General features: G+C 50.8%; 18 protein-coding genes and 1 tRNA gene. 14 read left to right on the plus strand and 5 right to left on the minus strand.

The genetic code is table 11. The features are described from left to right. Positions 1–20 precede the first annotated feature (20 nt). From BQ6873_RS16735 to BQ6873_RS16750, 4 genes are all read left to right on the plus strand, one after another. Positions 21–746 carry an ABC transporter ATP-binding protein gene (locus BQ6873_RS16735; RefSeq protein WP_076593674.1) on the plus strand — a complete coding sequence of 242 codons (726 nt, stop codon included), beginning with the start codon at positions 21–23 and terminating at the stop codon, positions 744–746. A 277-nt stretch (positions 747–1,023) separates the two neighbouring features. After that, positions 1,024–1,716 (plus strand): aquaporin Z, encoded by a 693-nt coding sequence (gene aqpZ, locus BQ6873_RS16740; protein WP_076593675.1) that lies wholly within the window; start codon positions 1,024–1,026, stop codon positions 1,714–1,716. Between the two features lie 506 nt (positions 1,717–2,222). Beyond that, positions 2,223–3,542, plus strand: coding sequence for an oxalate/formate MFS antiporter (gene oxlT, locus BQ6873_RS16745; RefSeq protein WP_076593676.1), 1,320 nt, complete (start codon positions 2,223–2,225; stop codon positions 3,540–3,542). Between the two features lie 107 nt (positions 3,543–3,649). Beyond that, positions 3,650–5,245: a gamma-glutamyltransferase family protein gene (locus BQ6873_RS16750; RefSeq protein WP_076593677.1), complete on the plus strand. Its 1,596-nt coding sequence runs from the start codon at positions 3,650–3,652 to the stop codon at positions 5,243–5,245. 69 nt (positions 5,246–5,314) lie between these two features. On the opposite strand, the gene BQ6873_RS16755 is transcribed toward BQ6873_RS16750, so the two are convergent. After that, a complete protein-coding gene (locus BQ6873_RS16755; RefSeq protein ID WP_083664498.1) occupies positions 5,315–6,013 on the minus strand; it encodes a GntR family transcriptional regulator in 699 nt (232 codons plus the stop codon). A 289-nt stretch (positions 6,014–6,302) separates the two neighbouring features. Here BQ6873_RS16755 and BQ6873_RS16760 point away from each other — a divergent pair, with 289 nt between their 5' ends. Continuing rightward, on the plus strand, positions 6,303–6,998 hold the full coding sequence (locus tag BQ6873_RS16760; RefSeq protein WP_076593678.1) for a fumarylacetoacetate hydrolase family protein: 696 nt from the start codon (positions 6,303–6,305) through the stop codon (positions 6,996–6,998). A gap of 91 nt (positions 6,999–7,089) precedes the next feature. On the opposite strand, the gene BQ6873_RS16765 is transcribed toward BQ6873_RS16760, so the two are convergent. Next, on the minus strand, positions 7,090–7,599 hold the full coding sequence (locus tag BQ6873_RS16765; RefSeq protein ID WP_076593679.1) for an outer membrane lipoprotein: 510 nt from the start codon (positions 7,597–7,599) through the stop codon (positions 7,090–7,092). 108 nt (positions 7,600–7,707) lie between these two features. After that, a complete protein-coding gene (locus BQ6873_RS16770) occupies positions 7,708–8,025 on the minus strand; it encodes a hypothetical protein (RefSeq protein ID WP_157889184.1) in 318 nt (105 codons plus the stop codon). Between the two features lie 56 nt (positions 8,026–8,081). On the opposite strand from BQ6873_RS16770, the gene BQ6873_RS16775 reads away from it, so the two are divergent. The 6 genes from BQ6873_RS16775 to BQ6873_RS16800 all read left to right on the plus strand — a co-directional run bounded on the left by BQ6873_RS16775 (position 8,082) and on the right by BQ6873_RS16800 (position 13,140). Next, positions 8,082–8,549 (plus strand): rhodanese-like domain-containing protein, encoded by a 468-nt coding sequence (locus tag BQ6873_RS16775; protein WP_076593681.1) that lies wholly within the window; start codon positions 8,082–8,084, stop codon positions 8,547–8,549. Between the two features lie 36 nt (positions 8,550–8,585). Then, a complete protein-coding gene (locus tag BQ6873_RS16780) occupies positions 8,586–8,855 on the plus strand; it encodes a helix-turn-helix domain-containing protein (protein WP_076593682.1) in 270 nt (89 codons plus the stop codon). 77 nt (positions 8,856–8,932) lie between these two features. After that, entirely contained in the window at positions 8,933–9,862 is a 930-nt protein-coding gene (locus BQ6873_RS16785) for a family 2A encapsulin nanocompartment shell protein (protein WP_076593683.1), read from the plus strand. 9 nt (positions 9,863–9,871) lie between these two features. Beyond that, positions 9,872–11,905: a family 2A encapsulin nanocompartment cargo protein cysteine desulfurase gene (locus tag BQ6873_RS16790; RefSeq protein ID WP_173830608.1), complete on the plus strand. Its 2,034-nt coding sequence runs from the start codon at positions 9,872–9,874 to the stop codon at positions 11,903–11,905. 226 nt (positions 11,906–12,131) lie between these two features. Beyond that, complete coding sequence (locus tag BQ6873_RS16795; RefSeq protein WP_076593684.1) at positions 12,132–12,761, plus strand: pyridoxamine 5'-phosphate oxidase family protein; 630 nt, start codon at positions 12,132–12,134, stop codon at positions 12,759–12,761. Between the two features lie 43 nt (positions 12,762–12,804). Beyond that, positions 12,805–13,140, plus strand: coding sequence for a DUF6176 family protein (locus tag BQ6873_RS16800; protein ID WP_076593685.1), 336 nt, complete (start codon positions 12,805–12,807; stop codon positions 13,138–13,140). 13 nt (positions 13,141–13,153) lie between these two features. On the opposite strand, the gene BQ6873_RS16805 is transcribed toward BQ6873_RS16800, so the two are convergent. Continuing rightward, the gene (locus tag BQ6873_RS16805) at positions 13,154–13,486 is read right to left on the minus strand and encodes a DMT family transporter (RefSeq protein ID WP_076593686.1); all 333 of its coding nucleotides are present in this window, start codon (positions 13,484–13,486) and stop codon (positions 13,154–13,156) included. Between the two features lie 45 nt (positions 13,487–13,531). Between BQ6873_RS16805 and BQ6873_RS16810 the strand changes: the two genes are divergently transcribed. Both BQ6873_RS16810 and BQ6873_RS16815 read left to right on the plus strand, forming a co-directional pair. Beyond that, entirely contained in the window at positions 13,532–13,996 is a 465-nt protein-coding gene (locus BQ6873_RS16810; protein ID WP_231949383.1) for a hypothetical protein, read from the plus strand. Between the two features lie 11 nt (positions 13,997–14,007). Continuing rightward, positions 14,008–14,415, plus strand: a complete 408-nt coding sequence (locus BQ6873_RS16815) for a GNAT family N-acetyltransferase (RefSeq protein ID WP_076593688.1) — start codon at positions 14,008–14,010, stop codon at positions 14,413–14,415. A 68-nt stretch (positions 14,416–14,483) separates the two neighbouring features. Here BQ6873_RS16815 and BQ6873_RS16820 read toward each other — a convergent pair. Beyond that, a tRNA-Arg gene (locus BQ6873_RS16820) sits at positions 14,484–14,558 on the minus strand. 160 nt (positions 14,559–14,718) lie between these two features. On the opposite strand from BQ6873_RS16820, the gene BQ6873_RS16825 reads away from it, so the two are divergent. Beyond that, complete coding sequence (locus tag BQ6873_RS16825) at positions 14,719–16,626, plus strand: ATP-binding cassette domain-containing protein (protein ID WP_076593689.1); 1,908 nt, start codon at positions 14,719–14,721, stop codon at positions 16,624–16,626. Positions 16,627–16,662 lie beyond the last annotated feature (36 nt).

Consider the following 16,662-nt stretch of genomic DNA (forward strand, 5'->3'; position numbering starts at 1 on the left):
AAAAAGTTGAAAGATCTAGTATGAGCACGAATATTCTGAAGATCACCGGCTTGAAGGTCGCTTATGGTGGCATTCAAGCGGTCAAGGGTGTCGATCTTGAAGTCAACAAGGGTGAACTGATTACCTTGATCGGTGCGAATGGTGCGGGCAAAACCACGACGCTGAAGGCGATTACCGGTACCTTGCCGGATTGCCGAGTCGAAGGGCATATCGAATACCTGGCTCAACCGATCAAGGGCTTGCGTTCATTCGAACTGGTGCGCAAACATTTAGCGATGGTGCCGGAAGGACGTGGCGTGTTCACGCGCATGTCGATCCAGGAAAACATGTTGATGGGTGCGTTCACACGTGATGACAAAGCCGGCATCGCGGCGGATATCGACAAATGGTTTGATATCTTCCCGCGCTTGAAAGAGCGTGCAGCACAAATGGCAGGCACCTTGTCTGGCGGCGAGCAGCAGATGCTGGCAATGGCGCGTGCCTTGATGAGTCATCCGAATCTATTGTTGCTGGATGAACCTTCGATGGGCTTGTCACCGATCATGGTTGAGAAGATTTTTGAAGTCATCCGTACCGTATCGGCGCAAGGCATCACCATCCTATTAGTTGAGCAAAATGCGAAGCTGGCATTACAGGCAGCACATCGTGCTTATGTGATGGAGTCTGGCTTGGTCACCATGCAAGGTGATGCGCAGCACATGCTGAACGATCCTAAAGTCAGGGAAGCCTATTTAGGCGAGAGTTGACACTAGGCATCTTTAGCTTATCTTCATTTTTCTTGCTTTTTTGATAAAGCATGCCATCCTGATTCGATTACCCAGTGCACTATTTGCATTTGGGTAAGTCGAGTGCATAGCCATGTGTAGGTCTCGTATCTGCAGCAGCGCTATAAGTTAAAAATCACAATTGCTTGCAAACGACGAAGTGGAAACATGATTAAATTTTTCGCAAATAAATCATTTATCTGACTGTGTCGCAGCCCAGGTGCGCACCGTCTCTTTCCATCTCTTTCAGGGAGTTGTCATGAAACAATACGGTGCGGAGTTCTTCGGGACTTTCTGGCTAGTGCTCGGCGGATGCGGCAGTGCGGTTCTGGCCGCTGGTTTTCCCACTCTTGGTATCGGTTTTCTCGGCGTGGCGGCTGCGTTTGGTTTGACGGTGCTGACGATGGCGTTTGCCATAGGCCATATCTCCGGCTGTCATCTCAATCCGGCCGTTTCTATCGGTCTGTGGGCTGGCGGTCGTTTCCCTGCGAATAAACTCTTGCCTTACATCGTGGCGCAAGTGCTGGGTGGCATCGTCGCCGGTGGTGTGCTGTACATCATTGCCAGCGGCACCGCAGGTTTTGACGTTGCCAAGGGATTTGCGTCCAACGGTTATGGCGAACATTCGCCAGGCGGTTATTCGCTACAGGCTGCCTTGGTTTGTGAAGTGGTGATGACGATGTTTTTCCTCTTGGTCATTCTTGGCGCAACGGACAAACGTGCACCAGCCGGTTTTGCGCCGATTCCAATTGGTTTGGCATTGACCCTGATACATCTCATCTCGATCCCGGTTACGAACACCTCTGTTAATCCTGCGCGTAGTACGGGTGTGGCGGTGTACGTCGGCGGTTGGGCGACAGGTCAGCTTTGGCTCTTCTGGGTCGCACCTATCATCGGTGCTTTGCTGGGTGCTTTGATTTATCGCTGGATAGGTAACGAGAAAAACGCCTAGGCTTGATCTGTGCTGGCATGTGGCGAGTGTTGAAAACTTGCCACATGCCGTATCAGTGTTCTTAATCATCTCGGTTTGAATGCGCCCCTGACTCGCATTAGGAAATAGATGTGTGTGGCTAAGCACAGGCTAAACGCGCTATTTGTGTGCGGGATTGTTCCGGAATATGGCGGAATAGCACTAAAAAGATGCGCTGACACTATGTGGTGTCCAAAATCAGGCGTGAAGGGCATCTACTGCTCTGGTTTTTAAATCCATCAAAAGTGACATGTTACTTGTCGCTCTCTGCTTCTTCCTCCTTATTTTCAGTTACTGGCACCAAGTTTGCTTAACGTAGTGTGATCAGTAAAAACTGCAGGTTTGTTTCAAGCCCGTTCGATCGATATTCTTCAACCCTTGACAAATGTTTTTATGGGGCTTAACTTACGCTTAAATCTGACATGTCAGTAATAGACATGCTTATTTGAAGGGCGCAAAGAGGTTCCATAACTACATCGGAGACATTTATGAATCGCATCAGTACAACCAGCTCGAGTTTGTCGAGCAGCACCAGATGGTGGCAGCTCTTCTTTGGCGTCGTCGCCATGATGGCTATCTCCAGCCCGCAATATGTATGGGCTTTGTTTACAACTGAATTAACAGCGTCGCTGGGCGCATCGCTGACGGAAGTACAGGTCACCTTTGCGATCCTGATCGTGGCGCAAACGTTTTTGTCGCCATTCCAGGGTTTTCTGATCGATAAGTTCGGCCCGCGTATGTTGCTATCTGCCGGTGCGATCTTGACGGCATTGAGCTGGGTGTTGGCATCGACCGCGACCAGCGTGTGGGGCCTGTACTTTAGCTACGGCTTATTGGGTGGTGTTGGTACCGGCATTATCTACGTAGGTGTCGTTGGTCTGATGGTGCAATGGTTTCCGGACAAGCGCGGCTTTGCTGTTGGCATGGTTGCAGCGGGTTATGGCTTCGGCGCGATTCTGACGACGTTCGCCATTTCCAGCAGCATCAAATCGGCTGGTGTCTCAAGCACCTTGATGACTTTCGGTTTGATCATCGGTGTAGTTGGCTTCCTGGCTGCGCAAGGTATGCGCCGTCCACGAGCAGATGAAGTGGCTACGCTGGCTGTGCAACACACATCAACGAGCCCGAATCTGGAGTCGAAGCACGGCTATAAATCGAGTGAGATGCTGAAGAAGCCAGTGTTCTGGTTGATGTTCATCATGATGACGATGATGTCGACTTCAGGCTTGATGGTGATTTCGCAAATGGGTGCATTCGCTAAAGACTTCGGTGTGCACGATGCGATGGTATTCGGTATGGCAGCCTTGCCGCTGGCATTGACGATAGATCGTTTTGCGAATGGTTTGACGCGTCCGTTCTTTGGTTGGGTCTCTGATCGTATTGGTCGTGAAAACACCATGTTCATCGCTTTCGGTATGGAAGGTGTCGCGATGACCTTGTGGTTGATGACGACTGATAACCCTGTGTTGTTCGTCTTGTTATCTGGTGTCGTGTTTTTCGGTTGGGGCGAAATTTTCTCGCTGTTCCCATCGATCTTGACGGATACCTTTGGTACCAAGCATGCAACGACCAACTACGGTTTCTTGTACATGGCACAGGGCGTAGGTTCAGTCCTGGGTGGTCCATTGGCAGCGATGATGCATGAAGCAACGGGTTCGTGGACGCCGGTGTTTATGACGGTGATCGGCATGGATTTTATGACTGCTATTCTGGCTTTGGTTATTCTCAAGCCTATGCGTCGCAAATTCCTTGCTGATACCAAGAAGGAAATGGAAATGAGCAGCGCTGCTGCGCCTGCTTTCAAGTAATACCGATTTTCCGGAGCCGGCGTTGAGTCGGCTTCGGAAAAACGTTTAGGGATTGCCCGGAGTTCGCCGGGCAATACTGTTTTTATTTATCGATCCAAAAGGGTTTTATGCTGAATACTACCAACGCAACACGTGGCATGGCCGTTGCGCCGCATTCATTGGCTGCACAGGCAGCTTTGTCGGTTCTGCAGGATGGCGGCAACGCCATTGAGGCAATGGTCGCCGCCGCGTCGACGATTGCTGTTGTCTATCCCCATATGAACGGCATTGGTGGTGACGGTTTCTGGGTGGTGTCGGAACCGGGCAAACCGGTCGTCGCGATTGAAGCTTGCGGCGTGGTCGGCGCAGGCGTCTCGCTTGATTACTATAAAGAACGCAAGCTGGATACGATCCCGATGCGCGGCCCGGTCGCGGCCAACACGATGGCTGGTACCGTCGGTGGCTGGCAGGAAGCATTGAACATCAGCGCCGGCTGGGGCGGTAAATTGGCATTGAATCGTTTGCTGGGCGATGCGATTCATTATGCGGAAAACGGTATCCCGGTCACACCTTCGCAATACGCGAGCACTTCGGCCAAGTTGAAGGAACTGGTTAATCAGCCAGGCTTTGCCGATACCTTCCTGGTCGATGGCAAGGCGCCAGAAGCAGGTAGCCGCTTCGTGCAAAAACGCATGGGCAAGACTTTGCGTACGCTGGCCGAACAAGGTCTGGATAGTTTTTATCGTGGTGAACTGGCGAAAGAAATCGCCGCAGATTTGGCTGAAGTCGGTTGCCCGATCACCTTGCAGGATTTGAATAACTATCACGCACGCACTGGTGTGCCTATGCATCTGAAGCACAGCCTCGGTGATGTCTACAATACGGCGCCGCCTACACAGGGTGTGATTTCGCTGGCGATTATCGGCATCCTCGATCGCCTGAATATCGGACAGTACAAGGAAGACAGTCTGGAATACATCCATTTGGTAGTGGAAGCGACCAAACAGGCTTTCGCAATTCGCGATCGTTACGTGATCGATCCGGCGTATATGGAGATCGATCCGCAAAGCATATTGACTGATGAATTCCTCGCCCCTTATGTCGCCAAGATCCGTGTCGACAAAGCTTTGCCTTGGGGCCAAGGCAAAGGACCTGGCGACACAATCTGGATGGGCGTGATCGACGGCGAAGGACGTGCGGTTTCCTTCATTCAAAGTATTTATCATGAGTTCGGCAGCGGCGTGGTCTTGCCGCGCACCGGTATTAATTGGCAAAACCGTGGTTGCTCATTCTCGCTGGACCCACAGCATCTGAACGTGCTGGTACCGGGCAAGAAGCCTTTTCATACGCTCAATCCTGCGCTCGCGCGTTTCAAGGATGGTCGCACTATGGTGTATGGCACGATGGGTGGTGACGGTCAGCCGCAAACACAGGCAGCGGTGTTTACCCGTTACGCAGTATTTGGACAAGCAGTGCAGCAGGCGATTACCGCACCGCGCTGGTTGCTGGGTCGCACCTGGGGCCAGAGCTCGGATTCGCTCAAACTTGAAAGTCGTTTTGCACCAGAAATCATTGATGGCTTGCGAGCGCTCGGTCACGAAGTCGATGTGATCGGCGAGTTTGATGAAATGGTTGGTCATGCTGCTGCCATTGTGCGCGATGCCGACGGCATCTTTGCCGGTGGTTTCGATCCGCGCAGCAACGGTATCGCTGCCGGCTTCTAAGTTTTCAAGCAGGATGTAAAAAAGCGCAGGCTGATTGCTCAGTCTGCGCTTTTTTTATGCGTACTTGCTTTACAGACCGCCCATGAACTGCAGCGTCTTGCGCGTATATTCTTCCACGTAGTCGATCAGCTTGTCCGAGGCATCACGCGCACCGGCTTCGTCGTTGGCAGCAATCGCACGGGCGATGCCCGCATGCAGTTGTGAGACGCGGGCCAGATCGCCGAAGCGCTTGAAGTGCAAATACCAGAAGCGTCGGGTTTGCGCTTCGATCGGACCGATCGCATAAGACACGTATTTGTTCTGTGCTGTCTCTATGCAGAGCGTGTTGAATTCTCTATCCGTCTCGATAAAGACATTGCCGTCATTTTGTTGTGCGGCTCTATCAAACTCAGCAGCCAACTTCAAAAATATATGACGTTGATCTTCCATTGCCAAACGGGCTGCGCGGCCGGCGATGATTTTTTCCAGCTCGCGTCGAACTTCAATCATGTTCAACTGATCGGCCAGATCAATGTCGGACACAATCACGCCGGAGCGCGGCAGGATCTTGACGTTGCCTTCGATCGCCAGGCGCTGCAACGCTTCACGCAAAGGCGTGCGGCCAAAACCGAGCGAGCGGTTCAATGCCTTCTCGGAGATCTTGCTGCCGGGCGGCAGCTTCAGTGTCACGATCATTTCTTCCAGGATGCGATAGGCCATCTGCGCCTGATTCTCTCCATTCCCTTCCATTTCCGACTGCAACGCTTTTACTTGTTCTTCTGTGATCATTGAATCAGCCTTTGCTTTGAGGTAGCAACAATATCGAAAGTGAGTAAGTGTTCTTTAAAATGCAATAGCTAGCAATTGTGGTTGCTACTATCGACTTAATTCTATCGGCGCGGTCTGCCAGCAAATGTATGGAAGCATTTTGCATGCCGGGTTGTTTAAATTATACGACTCTCTTTTGATCCACCTATCTTAATCCTATAGAAGCTTGCTGCGGCGGGATTGTGGCAGTGGCATAATCTTGCCCAGAAATTCTTGAATTGAAGAACATATTTTCCCCTGAGGAGTCCGTATGCAATTTGTTATTCCTGCAGTGCCGCCTGCAACTGTCCCAGTGGTGGGTACTGACGCGCTTTTTCCCGTTCATCGCATTTACTGTGTTGGTCGTAATTATGTCGATCATGCGATTGAAATGGGCGCGACGGGGAGGGAACCACCATTCTTTTTCATGAAACCCGCCGACGCGGTTTTCCCGGTTCCTTACGGTACCGTGGGTCAATTGCCTTATCCGGCGATGACAGAAGATTACCAATACGAGTTGGAGTTGGTCGTTGCCATCGGTAAGACAGGTGAAAACATCGCTGCAGCGGATGCGATGCAATATGTGTGGGGTTATGCGATTGGCCTGGATATGACGCGGCGTGATGTGCAGGCGGAGGCCAAGAGTCTGCGTCGCCCATGGGATACGGGCAAAGCATTTGAGCAATCTGCGCCGATAGGCCCTATCCATCCTGCGAGCGATATTGGTGCAGTCGGTAGTCGTGCGATCCAGTTGAATGTGAATGGTCAGACCAAACAAAAAAGTACAGTCGATAAGTTGATCTGGAACATCGAAGAAATGATCGCCTATCTGTCGCAGTATTTCGTACTGCAACCGGGCGACTTGATCATGACGGGTACGCCTGCTGGTGTAGCAGCCGTGAAAAAAGGCGATTTGATGGAAGGTTCTATCGAAGGACTGGGCGAATTACGCTTGAAAGTGGTGTAAGCAGACAGTCCATGCAACCATAAAAGAAGCCCGCTTCATCTACATGAAGCGGGCTTTTTGCTATGCGCAGCATTTAATGCAACATCAAGAATCAATAACGGTAAATCTGATTATTTTCGACACGCACACGTACACCTGGTTGCAGGTCACCTACATTGCCCATGCGGAAGGATTGATGACCGCCGTGATCAAGACGGATATTGACTTGATAATATTGCTGCGGTGGCGTGCTGTTTCTTTCAATCTGATTGCCGAGCAATGCACCACCGATCAAACCGGCCGCTGTCGCTACAGTGCGTCCACCACCTCTGCCGACCTGATTACCCAGTACACCACCGATTACACCGCCAGCGAGTGCGCCGCCACCGCTACCATCACTGGGTACTTGCACGACTTGTATCGATTCAACCACCCCAGTGCCAGCGTAATACGCTTGTTGTTGAGGATAGTTTTGAGCCGGGTAATTATTAACAGGGTAATTAGATTGTTGCGGATAAACGGGATATTGGCGAACGTTATCGTTTGGATAGTAAGTGGTACAGCCGCTCAACAGTGCGGCGGCGAGCAGAGCAACGATAGTGACCGTTTGACTTGTTTTCATGATGACTCCAATGGGTAATTCTGGACTAAGTAACAATATTAGTCGGAAATCTGGTGGTACTCGGCGTAATGCGCCTGATTTTGCAAATCCCGATTGCTTTAGTAGACCTCATAACGGTGGGAAAGTGCTACGGAAAGAATGTAAATGGATGTGCTCTTTTGTAACAAAATGATGTAAAGCCTGTCGGCTGTAGACAGGCTTGCTGCCGTTGGCCGCTTTGGCAAATCGGCAGCCATGATCAAGTGCAACAAATCTTCTTTTAGCTAGCTCCCAGTTATTTTCAATAACGTAAATAGTTTTCTTTACCCGACACATATATGCGCTGGCAATGCATAGACCACGCAAAATCCCTTCAGCAAAATTCTCATAATCAAGCGCGTTTTTATTCGTTTGTCGCTTATTTGCTTTCTTATATTCTGATTGCACGAACTTATACATGCCGACGAATACCGGCTGTAAGCATCCAGACAAAAGGAAACAAAATGAGCGGTTCCCTTCAAAACGTAAGTGCAGCCTATGCACACGATGCAGTGCACGCTACGGCAGCCTCTTCCAGTGTGTTGTCTAAAGACGGTGTCACACCGCAGGTTGCATGGCATCTTTTTTCAAGCGGGCAAGCAGTGCTGGTCGATGTGCGTTCGGCCGAAGAGCGTGCATTCGTCGGTTATGTCCCTGACAGTATTCACGTTGCATGGGCTACTGGTACCAGTCTGACGCGCAATCCACGCTTCGTACGCGAGCTGGAAGCCAAGACCGGCAAAGATAAAGCGATATTGCTGCTGTGCCGTAGCGGCAAGCGTTCTGCGCTGGCAGCAGAGGCCGCGATCAAGGCCGGTTTCAGCAATGTGTTCAATGTGCTGGAGGGATTTGAAGGCGAGCTGAACGAGCATCAGCATCGCGGTCGCACCGATGGCTGGCGTTATCACAAGCTGCCTTGGGTGCAAGCCTGATTGCATAGACGAAAACGCTGATTGCAGAGGCTGTTGATGAGCAAGCTGTGTATCTGTTTAGGTCTTGCTGTGCGTCAGTTGCGCGAAGCGCATGGCTGGTCGCAGGAAGCCCTAGCCGAAAAGGCGCAGCTTAATCGCTCCTATGTAGGCGAGGTTGAGCGGGGCAAGACGATTCCTTCTCTGATTACGCTGGATAAATTGGCAGGTGCTTTGGGTTTGAAAGTTTCTGACCTGCTGATGCATTGCGAACGGATCAGTGGTCAGCAAGCTGTCTACAAACTGAATTTGGCGTCTATAGCATGTTGAGCGGCGACAGCTTCCCGTTGACACTCCTTACTGACTTTATTGTTTCCTCATCCTCTTAATCAACTACTGGAATTCTCATGGCAGACACTTCATCGCAATTAGCCCTTGGCGACAACGCAGCACGCCAGTTAGCCAACGCAACTAAAACCGTTCCACAGTTATCGATCATTTCGCCACGCTGGTTGACGCATCTGTTGCAGTGGGTACCAGTCGAAGCAGGCATCTATCGCGTCAATCAAGTCAAGAATCCGGAGTCCATCAAGGTCACCTGCACGTCGCGTGAAGAAGAGAACCAACTGCCGCGTACTTTCGTTGATTACGAAGAAAATCCACGTGAACATTACCTCAATGCCGTCAGCACCATTCTTGACGTGCACACGCGCATTTCCGATCTGTATAGCAGTCCGCATGATCAGATCAAGGAACAGTTGCGCCTGACGATAGAAACGATCAAAGAGAATCAGGAAAGCGAACTCATCAACAATCCTGACTACGGTCTGTTGGCGCAAGTGGCGGACGAGCAGCGTATCTTCCCGCTGACTGGCGCACCAACACCAGACGACCTTGATGAACTGCTGACTAAAGTATGGAAAGAGCCGGCATTCTTCCTCGCGCATCCGCTGACCATCGCTGCCTTCGGCCGTGAAGCCACACGTCGTGGTACGCCGCCACCGACAGTCAGTTTATTCGGTTCGCAATTCATCACATGGCGTGGTGTGCCATTGATTCCGTCGGACAAAATTCCGGTGGCCGATGGCAAGAGCAAGATCATCCTGCTACGCGTAGGCGATAAACGCCAAGGCATTGTTGGCCTGTTTCAACCTGGTTTGCCGGGTGAACAAAGCCCAGGTTTGTCGGTGCGCTTCATGGGTATCAATAATCAGGCAATTGCTTCGTATCTGATTTCCTTGTACTGCTCGCTCGCGGTGTTGACGCCTGATGCGCTGGCTGTGCTGGACGATGTCGAGGTCAACAAATACCACGATTATCCAGACACCTACCGCTAAGCCGCGATCATGAGTAACTTGACATCCAAGCTCGTGGATATTCCACAATCGGGCGAGGCACCTATCGATCCGGCAGTGCTCGCGCGCATGGCGACTGCGTTTTTTTCGGCATTGCCGAATGCGGCTAGCAGCTCTTTGCCTGGCGTGCAAGCGCCGGTCAATATTGCGCCACCGGGTTCGCCTTTAGCCAGTCCGGCTGGTTTTGGTCCATCGATGCCTGGTACCCCGATCCCGCAAGGGCAAGTGCCAGGCACGAATCTGCTGCCAGCTTCGCCAACACAACTGCCTTCATTGGCAAATCGTGCGCCTGCCTTATTACCGCATGCAACTGCACCCAATGGCGTGCCTGATACTGTGATTAGCGCATTGCCGGCTTATGAGCCACGTTTGGGTGGTGCAGTGCTCGGTGTGCCGCAAGCGCAAGCGACGGGTGGACAACAAGCTGCGGCACATCCTGCTACTTCATTGCCCGCTGCATCTGGTGCTAGTGCGGCTTCGCCGTATTACTTTTTGCAGCATGGGCAACCATCGTTGAATGGGCGTGATGCAGGTAATGCTCCAGCGATAGGTAATATTCTCGATCAGCTTGCGGATCAACCTTTTGGCAATCCAGCTAGTAGTGATGTTCAGAACTTGCTCGCACCAACGAATGCATCTGCTACGCAAACAGCAAGGCAGGGTAGCGCACAGCCATCGACAGAGCCTAAGTATTACTTTGTCGATTCGGTCGTGCTGCCTAGTGGTTACGTCACACCGACGAAGCCGCATCCACATGGCGCTACGATTCCACAATCAGATCAAAGCCGTCATCCGGCATTTGACGTGCATGCGGTGCGACGTGATTTCCCAATACTGCAAGAGCGCGTCAATGGCAAGCAACTGGTCTGGTTCGATAACGCCGCCACCACGCACAAGCCGCAATCGGTGATAGATCGCATCGCGTACTTCTACGAGCATGAGAACTCGAACATCCACCGCGCTGCGCATGAACTGGCCGCACGCGCTACTGATGCTTATGAAGGTGCGCGGCAACGTGTGAAGAACTTCATCAATGCACCTGATGTGAATGAAGTCATCTTCGTACGTGGCACGACGGAAGCAATCAATCTCGTTGCTAAAAGTTGGGGCGGGCAACACGTCGGTGAGGGCGACGAGATCATTGTCAGCAACCTCGAGCATCATGCCAACATCGTGCCTTGGCAACAACTTGCCGCTGCGAAGGGCGCCAAGCTACGCGTGATTCCAGTTGATGATTCGGGGCAGGTATTGCTCGATGAATACAAGAAACTGCTCAATGATCGCACCAAGATTGTGGCCGTCACGCAAGTATCGAACGCGCTAGGCACCGTCGTGCCGGTGAAAGAAATTGTTGAGCTGGCGCATCGCGCAGGAGCCAAGGCTTTGGTCGATGGCGCGCAATCGATTTCACACATGCGAGTTGACGTACAGGATATCGGTGCAGATTTCTTCGTCTTCTCCGGCCACAAGGTGTTCGGTCCGACCGGTATCGGGGTAGTCTGGGGCAAGCGTGAAATACTCGAAGACATGCCGCCATGGCAGGGCGGTGGCAATATGATTGCCGATGTGACTTTCGAGAAAACCGTGTTCCAGCCGATTCCCAACAAGTTCGAAGCCGGCACTGGCAATATCGCCGATGCAGTAGGTTTGGGCGCTGCGATTGATTACATCAACAAGGTCGGCATCGAAAACATCGCACGTTATGAGCATGAGTTACTGATCTACGGGATGCAGACGCTGGGCGCGATTCCTGGTGTGCGTTTGATAGGTACTGCGGACAACAAGGCTAGCGTCATGTCCTTTGTGCTCAAGGGTTACACGACGGAAGAAGTTGGTTATGCCTTGAACGACGAAGGTATCGCTGTTCGTACCGGCCATCACTGCGCACAACCGATCTTGCGTCGCTTCGGTGTGGAAACAACGGTGCGCCCATCACTGGCTTTCTACAATACCTACGATGAAATTGATCGTTTGGTGCAAGTGGTGAGTCAATTGGCAGCGCAGCGCAGACTCGCATCAAAATAAATGTTTTATAGCCAACGGCAAGCAGTATGGAAGCACGAAGCAGATATTGGTAAGACCTATCGTGCTTCGCGTTTCCATGCTGTGTTCTCTACTGATCACGAGTCTTGATCATCGTCCATCACAACATCCCCAAATTTTAGATATCATCTAGAGCTGTTCGCTTGTAAAAAGCATGCAGTCATCAACAACACTTACTCAATCGCCTCGCATCCTCAGGAGTAAATTCTTGGACGGAAAAAATAACGCTCATCAAGTCACTGATATCGAAACGCTGGAGCGCATTTACGGCACACCTGCCGCAGCTTCGCTGCGCAAAGAGATAGACTACATCCATCCCCACTACCAAGCTTTTATCGAAGCTGCACCATTCGCAGTGCTGGCAACCAGCGGACCAGAAGGATTGGATGCATCACCCAGAGGTGATCCAGCCGGTTTCGTGCACGTACAGGACGAAAAGACTTTGCTGCTGCCAGATCGCAGAGGCAATAATCGCATCGACAGCATGCGCAATATCATCAACGATCCACGTGTCGCCATCATCTTCCTGATTCCCGGTATAGGTGAAACGGTGCGGGTAAACGGACTGGCCAGTATTCTGGTCGATCCAGATCTGTTGAATCGTTTTGCTATGGATGGCAAGTTGCCGAACACTGTTTTGAAGATCGATGTAGAAGCCGTCTTCTTTCAATGCTCTCGCGCTATTTTGAGATCAAAGCTATGGGAAGCTAATCAGCAGATCGCACGCAGCGCATTGCCCAGTTTGGGAACTATATTGAGAGAATTGAGTGGTGAGGAGATCGATGGCGAGAAGTACGATGCAGAGTTACCTGCTCGCTTGAAAACGTCAATGTATTAACATCAAAAAATTTTATAAAAAATACTTTTTCGTAAAGGCTTGCATGAATGAAGTTGTCTGCGCTCGTATCAGGTTGAGACCTGGCAGCTTGCCCTTGGTTCGAGAGTGGGCAGCACATATCGCTGAGCATAAAGAAGAGGCTTTGCAGACCTTAAGCAATGAAGATGTACAGATTGAAACGGTCTTCCTCGAATCTATTGAGAACGATGCCGACTACCTCATCTATTACATGCGCTCGCCATCTTTGAAAAAAGCAGAAGAAATCGCAGCGAAATCGTTAGATGCCATCGATCAGTATCACAAGAATTTCAAGCAGATGACGTGGGCGAAAGTTTCCACGCTGGAGTTATTGGTCGATCTGGATAGAACAAATAGTTGATGTGTGCCGATGCTTAATGCGATCCGCTTTTGGAAAACACATTAAGCACGATGACGCCAGCAACAATCAATCCCATTCCAATGACTGCAGCCCAATCCAGTTTTTGTCCGTAGACAATCCACGCGACCACAGCAATCAAAACTGTTCCCAAACCTGACCAGATGGCATACGCAATACCTACTGGCAAAGTACGCAAGGTGAGGGATAAAAGGTAAAACGCAATCAGATAACCGGAAACGGTAATCAGTGATGGTACTAATTTGGTAAAACCATCACTCGCCTTGAGTGCTGACGTCGCAATGACTTCAGCCACGATTGCGCTAGTAAGAAAAACCCATTGGTTCATTTTTTATTCCGTTTAAATTTTTAGGTTAGGAAGTTAGCTATTCCCATGAGTTTGGTATTGCTAACGTTTCATGTCGATGCCAGCATACAGCCACTAAAAATTGGATTGGAAATTTTAATGAAAACTGACTGGAATTTAGTACGCGAAATGATGGCAGTAGCAATTGATAGCTGCGAAGAGTTTGAAAAGAGCGGTTATGCTGAAACTTATCGTGAGTTGACTGTGCCAATAAATGATTTCGAGATCAGTCTTCAAGAAATCATGGTCAGCGCGTGTACTTATCCAGAATTACTTCGTTATCAAATCATTCGTGAACGTCACGATAAGCAGCTCGATATCCCTTACATACCGGAACAAGCCAGAATTTTGATGGGGATGGCAGCTGCGTGTGCAGAATTGATTGGCGCTGCGGATGCTCGAGTAGCTGAGACTCAAATTAAAAACATGATTGATTGGTATAGCGATATTGCTGTACCCAATGTTCAACGTGCAATTAACGCCGCAGCATAACGGTCAGATTCATGCGATACGAAATCACTACAGGGCATGCATTGGAATGGCGTGAGTTGGCGGCATTGTTGACTTCGGTGGGATGGGGCGACGATTATCAAGAGACGATGCTCATGCGTTCAATTCGTGCGTATCCATTCGTTGCACAAGCACGTGATGCTGATGGCCTACTTCTTGGATATGTCTCAGCATTCAGTGATGGCGTGTTCAGCACGATGCTTGGAGAGCTTGTGGTTCATCCAGCTACAAGAGGTCAAGGTATTGGACGAGCACTCCTGTTTGCCGTCGAAGCTGAATTTGCAGGTGTTCCCATTTATGTGAAGGCGCTGGGTGAGGCAAAGCGATTTTTTGAAGCTTGCGGTTATCGCATACCGAATGGTGAGGTAACCGTCATGTTTAAAAAACATGAAATCGCCTAGTTAGATTTCACACGATATGAATGTGAATTCGCTAATTATTTGATTTCCCTTGAAAAATCTGAAATTGTTGGTCCCGCCGACGAGAATCGAACTCATATCTAGCGCTTAGGAGGCACTCGTTCTATCCATTGAACTACGGCGAGACGCTTGAAAGCAGGCAACACTTTGCCACTTCCGCCCGGGATTATAGCTGACGATATGGCAAAGAATAGCGGGAAAGGCGCTGCTATCGGTACAATGCGGACTTCATTCTTTTAATTGGTCGCCCGCAATCGCGCGCGAACCTACCACCTTCAGGTATTTATGGCAGTCATCTCCCTCTCGAACGCGCAGCTCGCGTTCGGCCACGTCCCGTTGCTTGATAAAGCGGAATTCTCTCTGGAAGCCGCTGAGCGCGTCGGTCTGATCGGCCGTAACGGCACTGGTAAATCGTCTTTGCTGAAAATTATTGCTGGCACCTCGAAGCTGGATGATGGTTTGTTTGTCATGCAACAAGGCATCAAGATCGCGTACGTAGAGCAGGAGCCGCATTTTTCGCAGGAAATGTCTGTATACGACGCTGTGGCGTCCGGCATGGGCGATATGCAGGCCTTGCTGACGGAATACGATGCGCTGACTGGTCAGTTCGGTGGCGATGACGACGAAGCCTTGATGGAACGCATGCACGACATTCAAGTCAAGCTAGATGCAGCCGATGCGTGGAATCTGAATCACAAGGTTGAGGCGACGCTGGATCGCTTGAATCTGGTCAAGGATTCGCTGATGGGCACTTTGTCCGGTGGTATGCAGAAGCGCGTTGCGCTGGCGCGCGCGTTGGTGAGTGCACCTGATGTGTTGCTGCTCGATGAGCCGACCAACCATTTAGACTTTACCTCGATTCTTTGGCTCGAAGGTTTGCTGCGTGATTACAAAGGCAGCGTGCTGTTCATTACCCATGATCGTAGTTTTTTGGATAACGTTGCTACGCGCATCATTGAACTGGATCGCGGTCGCTTGCTGTCGTTCCCGGGTAACTTCAGCGCGTATCAAATCCGCAAGGCTGAGCAACTGGAAATCGAAGAAGTCGAAAACGCGAAGTTTGATAAATTCCTCGCGCAGGAAGAAGTCTGGATCCGTAAAGGTGTACAAGCACGCCGTACACGTGATGAAGGCCGTGTGCGCCGTCTGGAAGCATTGCGTTTGTCGCGTAGCGCGCGTCGCGAGCAACAAGGTCAGGTCAAGCTGGATGTATCGTCTGGTGATCGTTCCGGCAAGATCGTGGCCGAGCTGGAAAACATCAACAAGGTCTATGGCGACAAAGTGATCGTCAAGGATTTCACCGCAACGATTCTGCGTGGCGATAAAGTTGGTTTGATCGGTTTGAACGGCGCGGGTAAAACTACCTTGCTGAAAATGATTCTGGGGCAGGAAGAGCCAGATTCGGGCACCGTCAAGCAAGGTACCAAATTGCAGATCGCGTACTTCGATCAGATGCGCGCGCAGCTCGATGAAAACGCCAGTCTGGCCGATACTATCGCGCCGGGTAGCGATTGGGTCGAGATCAACGGTCAGCGCAAGCACGTGATGACTTATTTGAACGACTTCCTGTTCGCTCCGGAACGTGCACGTTCGCCTGTCAAATCATTGTCGGGTGGTGAACGTAATCGTTTGTTGCTGGCGCGTTTGTTTGCCAAACCAGCTAACGTCTTGGTGCTCGATGAACCGACCAATGATTTGGATATCGATACGCTGGAACTGCTGGAAGAATTGCTGGAAGATTACGAAGGCACCGTGTTCCTGGTCAGCCATGATCGCACCTTCCTCGACAACGTCGTTACGCAAGTGATCGTTGCAGAGGGTAATGGCTTGTGGCGCGAATATATCGGCGGCTATACCGATTGGGAGCGTGTGCGTCCTGCTGCGATTCCAGCTGGTTCGCCTAAAGGTACTGGCAAAGTTGAAGCTAAAACTGAAGCCGTATCGTCGCAAGCTGCACCGGCTGCGAAGCAGAAAAAGCTGAGCTATAAAGAGCAGCGCGAGATCGATGCGTTGCCGGCCCTGATTGCGCAACTCGAAGAAGAGCAAAAAGCGATTACGGAGAAACTGGCCGATCCCGCCATTTATACCAAGCAGGCAGATGAAGCAAAACGACTGAATCAGCGTTTCGCAGAAATCGATGGTTTGTTGCTGGAAGCGTTGGAGAAGTGGGAAGCGATAGAAGCACGCGGCTAAACTACGTCGCTTCATAAACGGAGATCGTTGTTATTC

Origin of the sequence: Herminiimonas arsenitoxidans, from assembly GCF_900130075.1 — a bacterium.
Lineage (GTDB): Bacteria > Pseudomonadota > Gammaproteobacteria > Burkholderiales > Burkholderiaceae_D > Oxalicibacterium > Oxalicibacterium arsenitoxidans.

What these genes read in the sequence shown, in the direction of transcription:
- BQ6873_RS16775 (WP_076593681.1), top strand. Translation starts at nt 8,082, where the DNA reads ATGAGCGGTTCCCTTCAAAACGTAAGTGCAGCCTATGCACACGATGCA.
- BQ6873_RS16755 (WP_083664498.1), bottom strand. Translation starts at nt 6,013, where the DNA reads ATGATCACAGAAGAACAAGTAAAAGCGTTGCAGTCGGAAATGGAAGGG.
- aqpZ (WP_076593675.1), top strand. Translation starts at nt 1,024, where the DNA reads ATGAAACAATACGGTGCGGAGTTCTTCGGGACTTTCTGGCTAGTGCTC.
- BQ6873_RS16815 (WP_076593688.1), top strand. Translation starts at nt 14,008, where the DNA reads ATGCGATACGAAATCACTACAGGGCATGCATTGGAATGGCGTGAGTTG.
- BQ6873_RS16810 (WP_231949383.1), top strand. Translation starts at nt 13,532, where the DNA reads ATGAGTTTGGTATTGCTAACGTTTCATGTCGATGCCAGCATACAGCCA.
- BQ6873_RS16785 (WP_076593683.1), top strand. Translation starts at nt 8,933, where the DNA reads ATGGCAGACACTTCATCGCAATTAGCCCTTGGCGACAACGCAGCACGC.
- BQ6873_RS16805 (WP_076593686.1), bottom strand. Translation starts at nt 13,486, where the DNA reads ATGAACCAATGGGTTTTTCTTACTAGCGCAATCGTGGCTGAAGTCATT.
- BQ6873_RS16760 (WP_076593678.1), top strand. Translation starts at nt 6,303, where the DNA reads ATGCAATTTGTTATTCCTGCAGTGCCGCCTGCAACTGTCCCAGTGGTG.
- BQ6873_RS16825 (WP_076593689.1), top strand. Translation starts at nt 14,719, where the DNA reads ATGGCAGTCATCTCCCTCTCGAACGCGCAGCTCGCGTTCGGCCACGTC.
- BQ6873_RS16800 (WP_076593685.1), top strand. Translation starts at nt 12,805, where the DNA reads ATGAATGAAGTTGTCTGCGCTCGTATCAGGTTGAGACCTGGCAGCTTG.
- BQ6873_RS16790 (WP_173830608.1), top strand. Translation starts at nt 9,872, where the DNA reads ATGAGTAACTTGACATCCAAGCTCGTGGATATTCCACAATCGGGCGAG.
- oxlT (WP_076593676.1), top strand. Translation starts at nt 2,223, where the DNA reads ATGAATCGCATCAGTACAACCAGCTCGAGTTTGTCGAGCAGCACCAGA.
- BQ6873_RS16735 (WP_076593674.1), top strand. Translation starts at nt 21, where the DNA reads ATGAGCACGAATATTCTGAAGATCACCGGCTTGAAGGTCGCTTATGGT.
- BQ6873_RS16765 (WP_076593679.1), bottom strand. Translation starts at nt 7,599, where the DNA reads ATGAAAACAAGTCAAACGGTCACTATCGTTGCTCTGCTCGCCGCCGCA.
- BQ6873_RS16780 (WP_076593682.1), top strand. Translation starts at nt 8,586, where the DNA reads ATGAGCAAGCTGTGTATCTGTTTAGGTCTTGCTGTGCGTCAGTTGCGC.
- BQ6873_RS16750 (WP_076593677.1), top strand. Translation starts at nt 3,650, where the DNA reads ATGCTGAATACTACCAACGCAACACGTGGCATGGCCGTTGCGCCGCAT.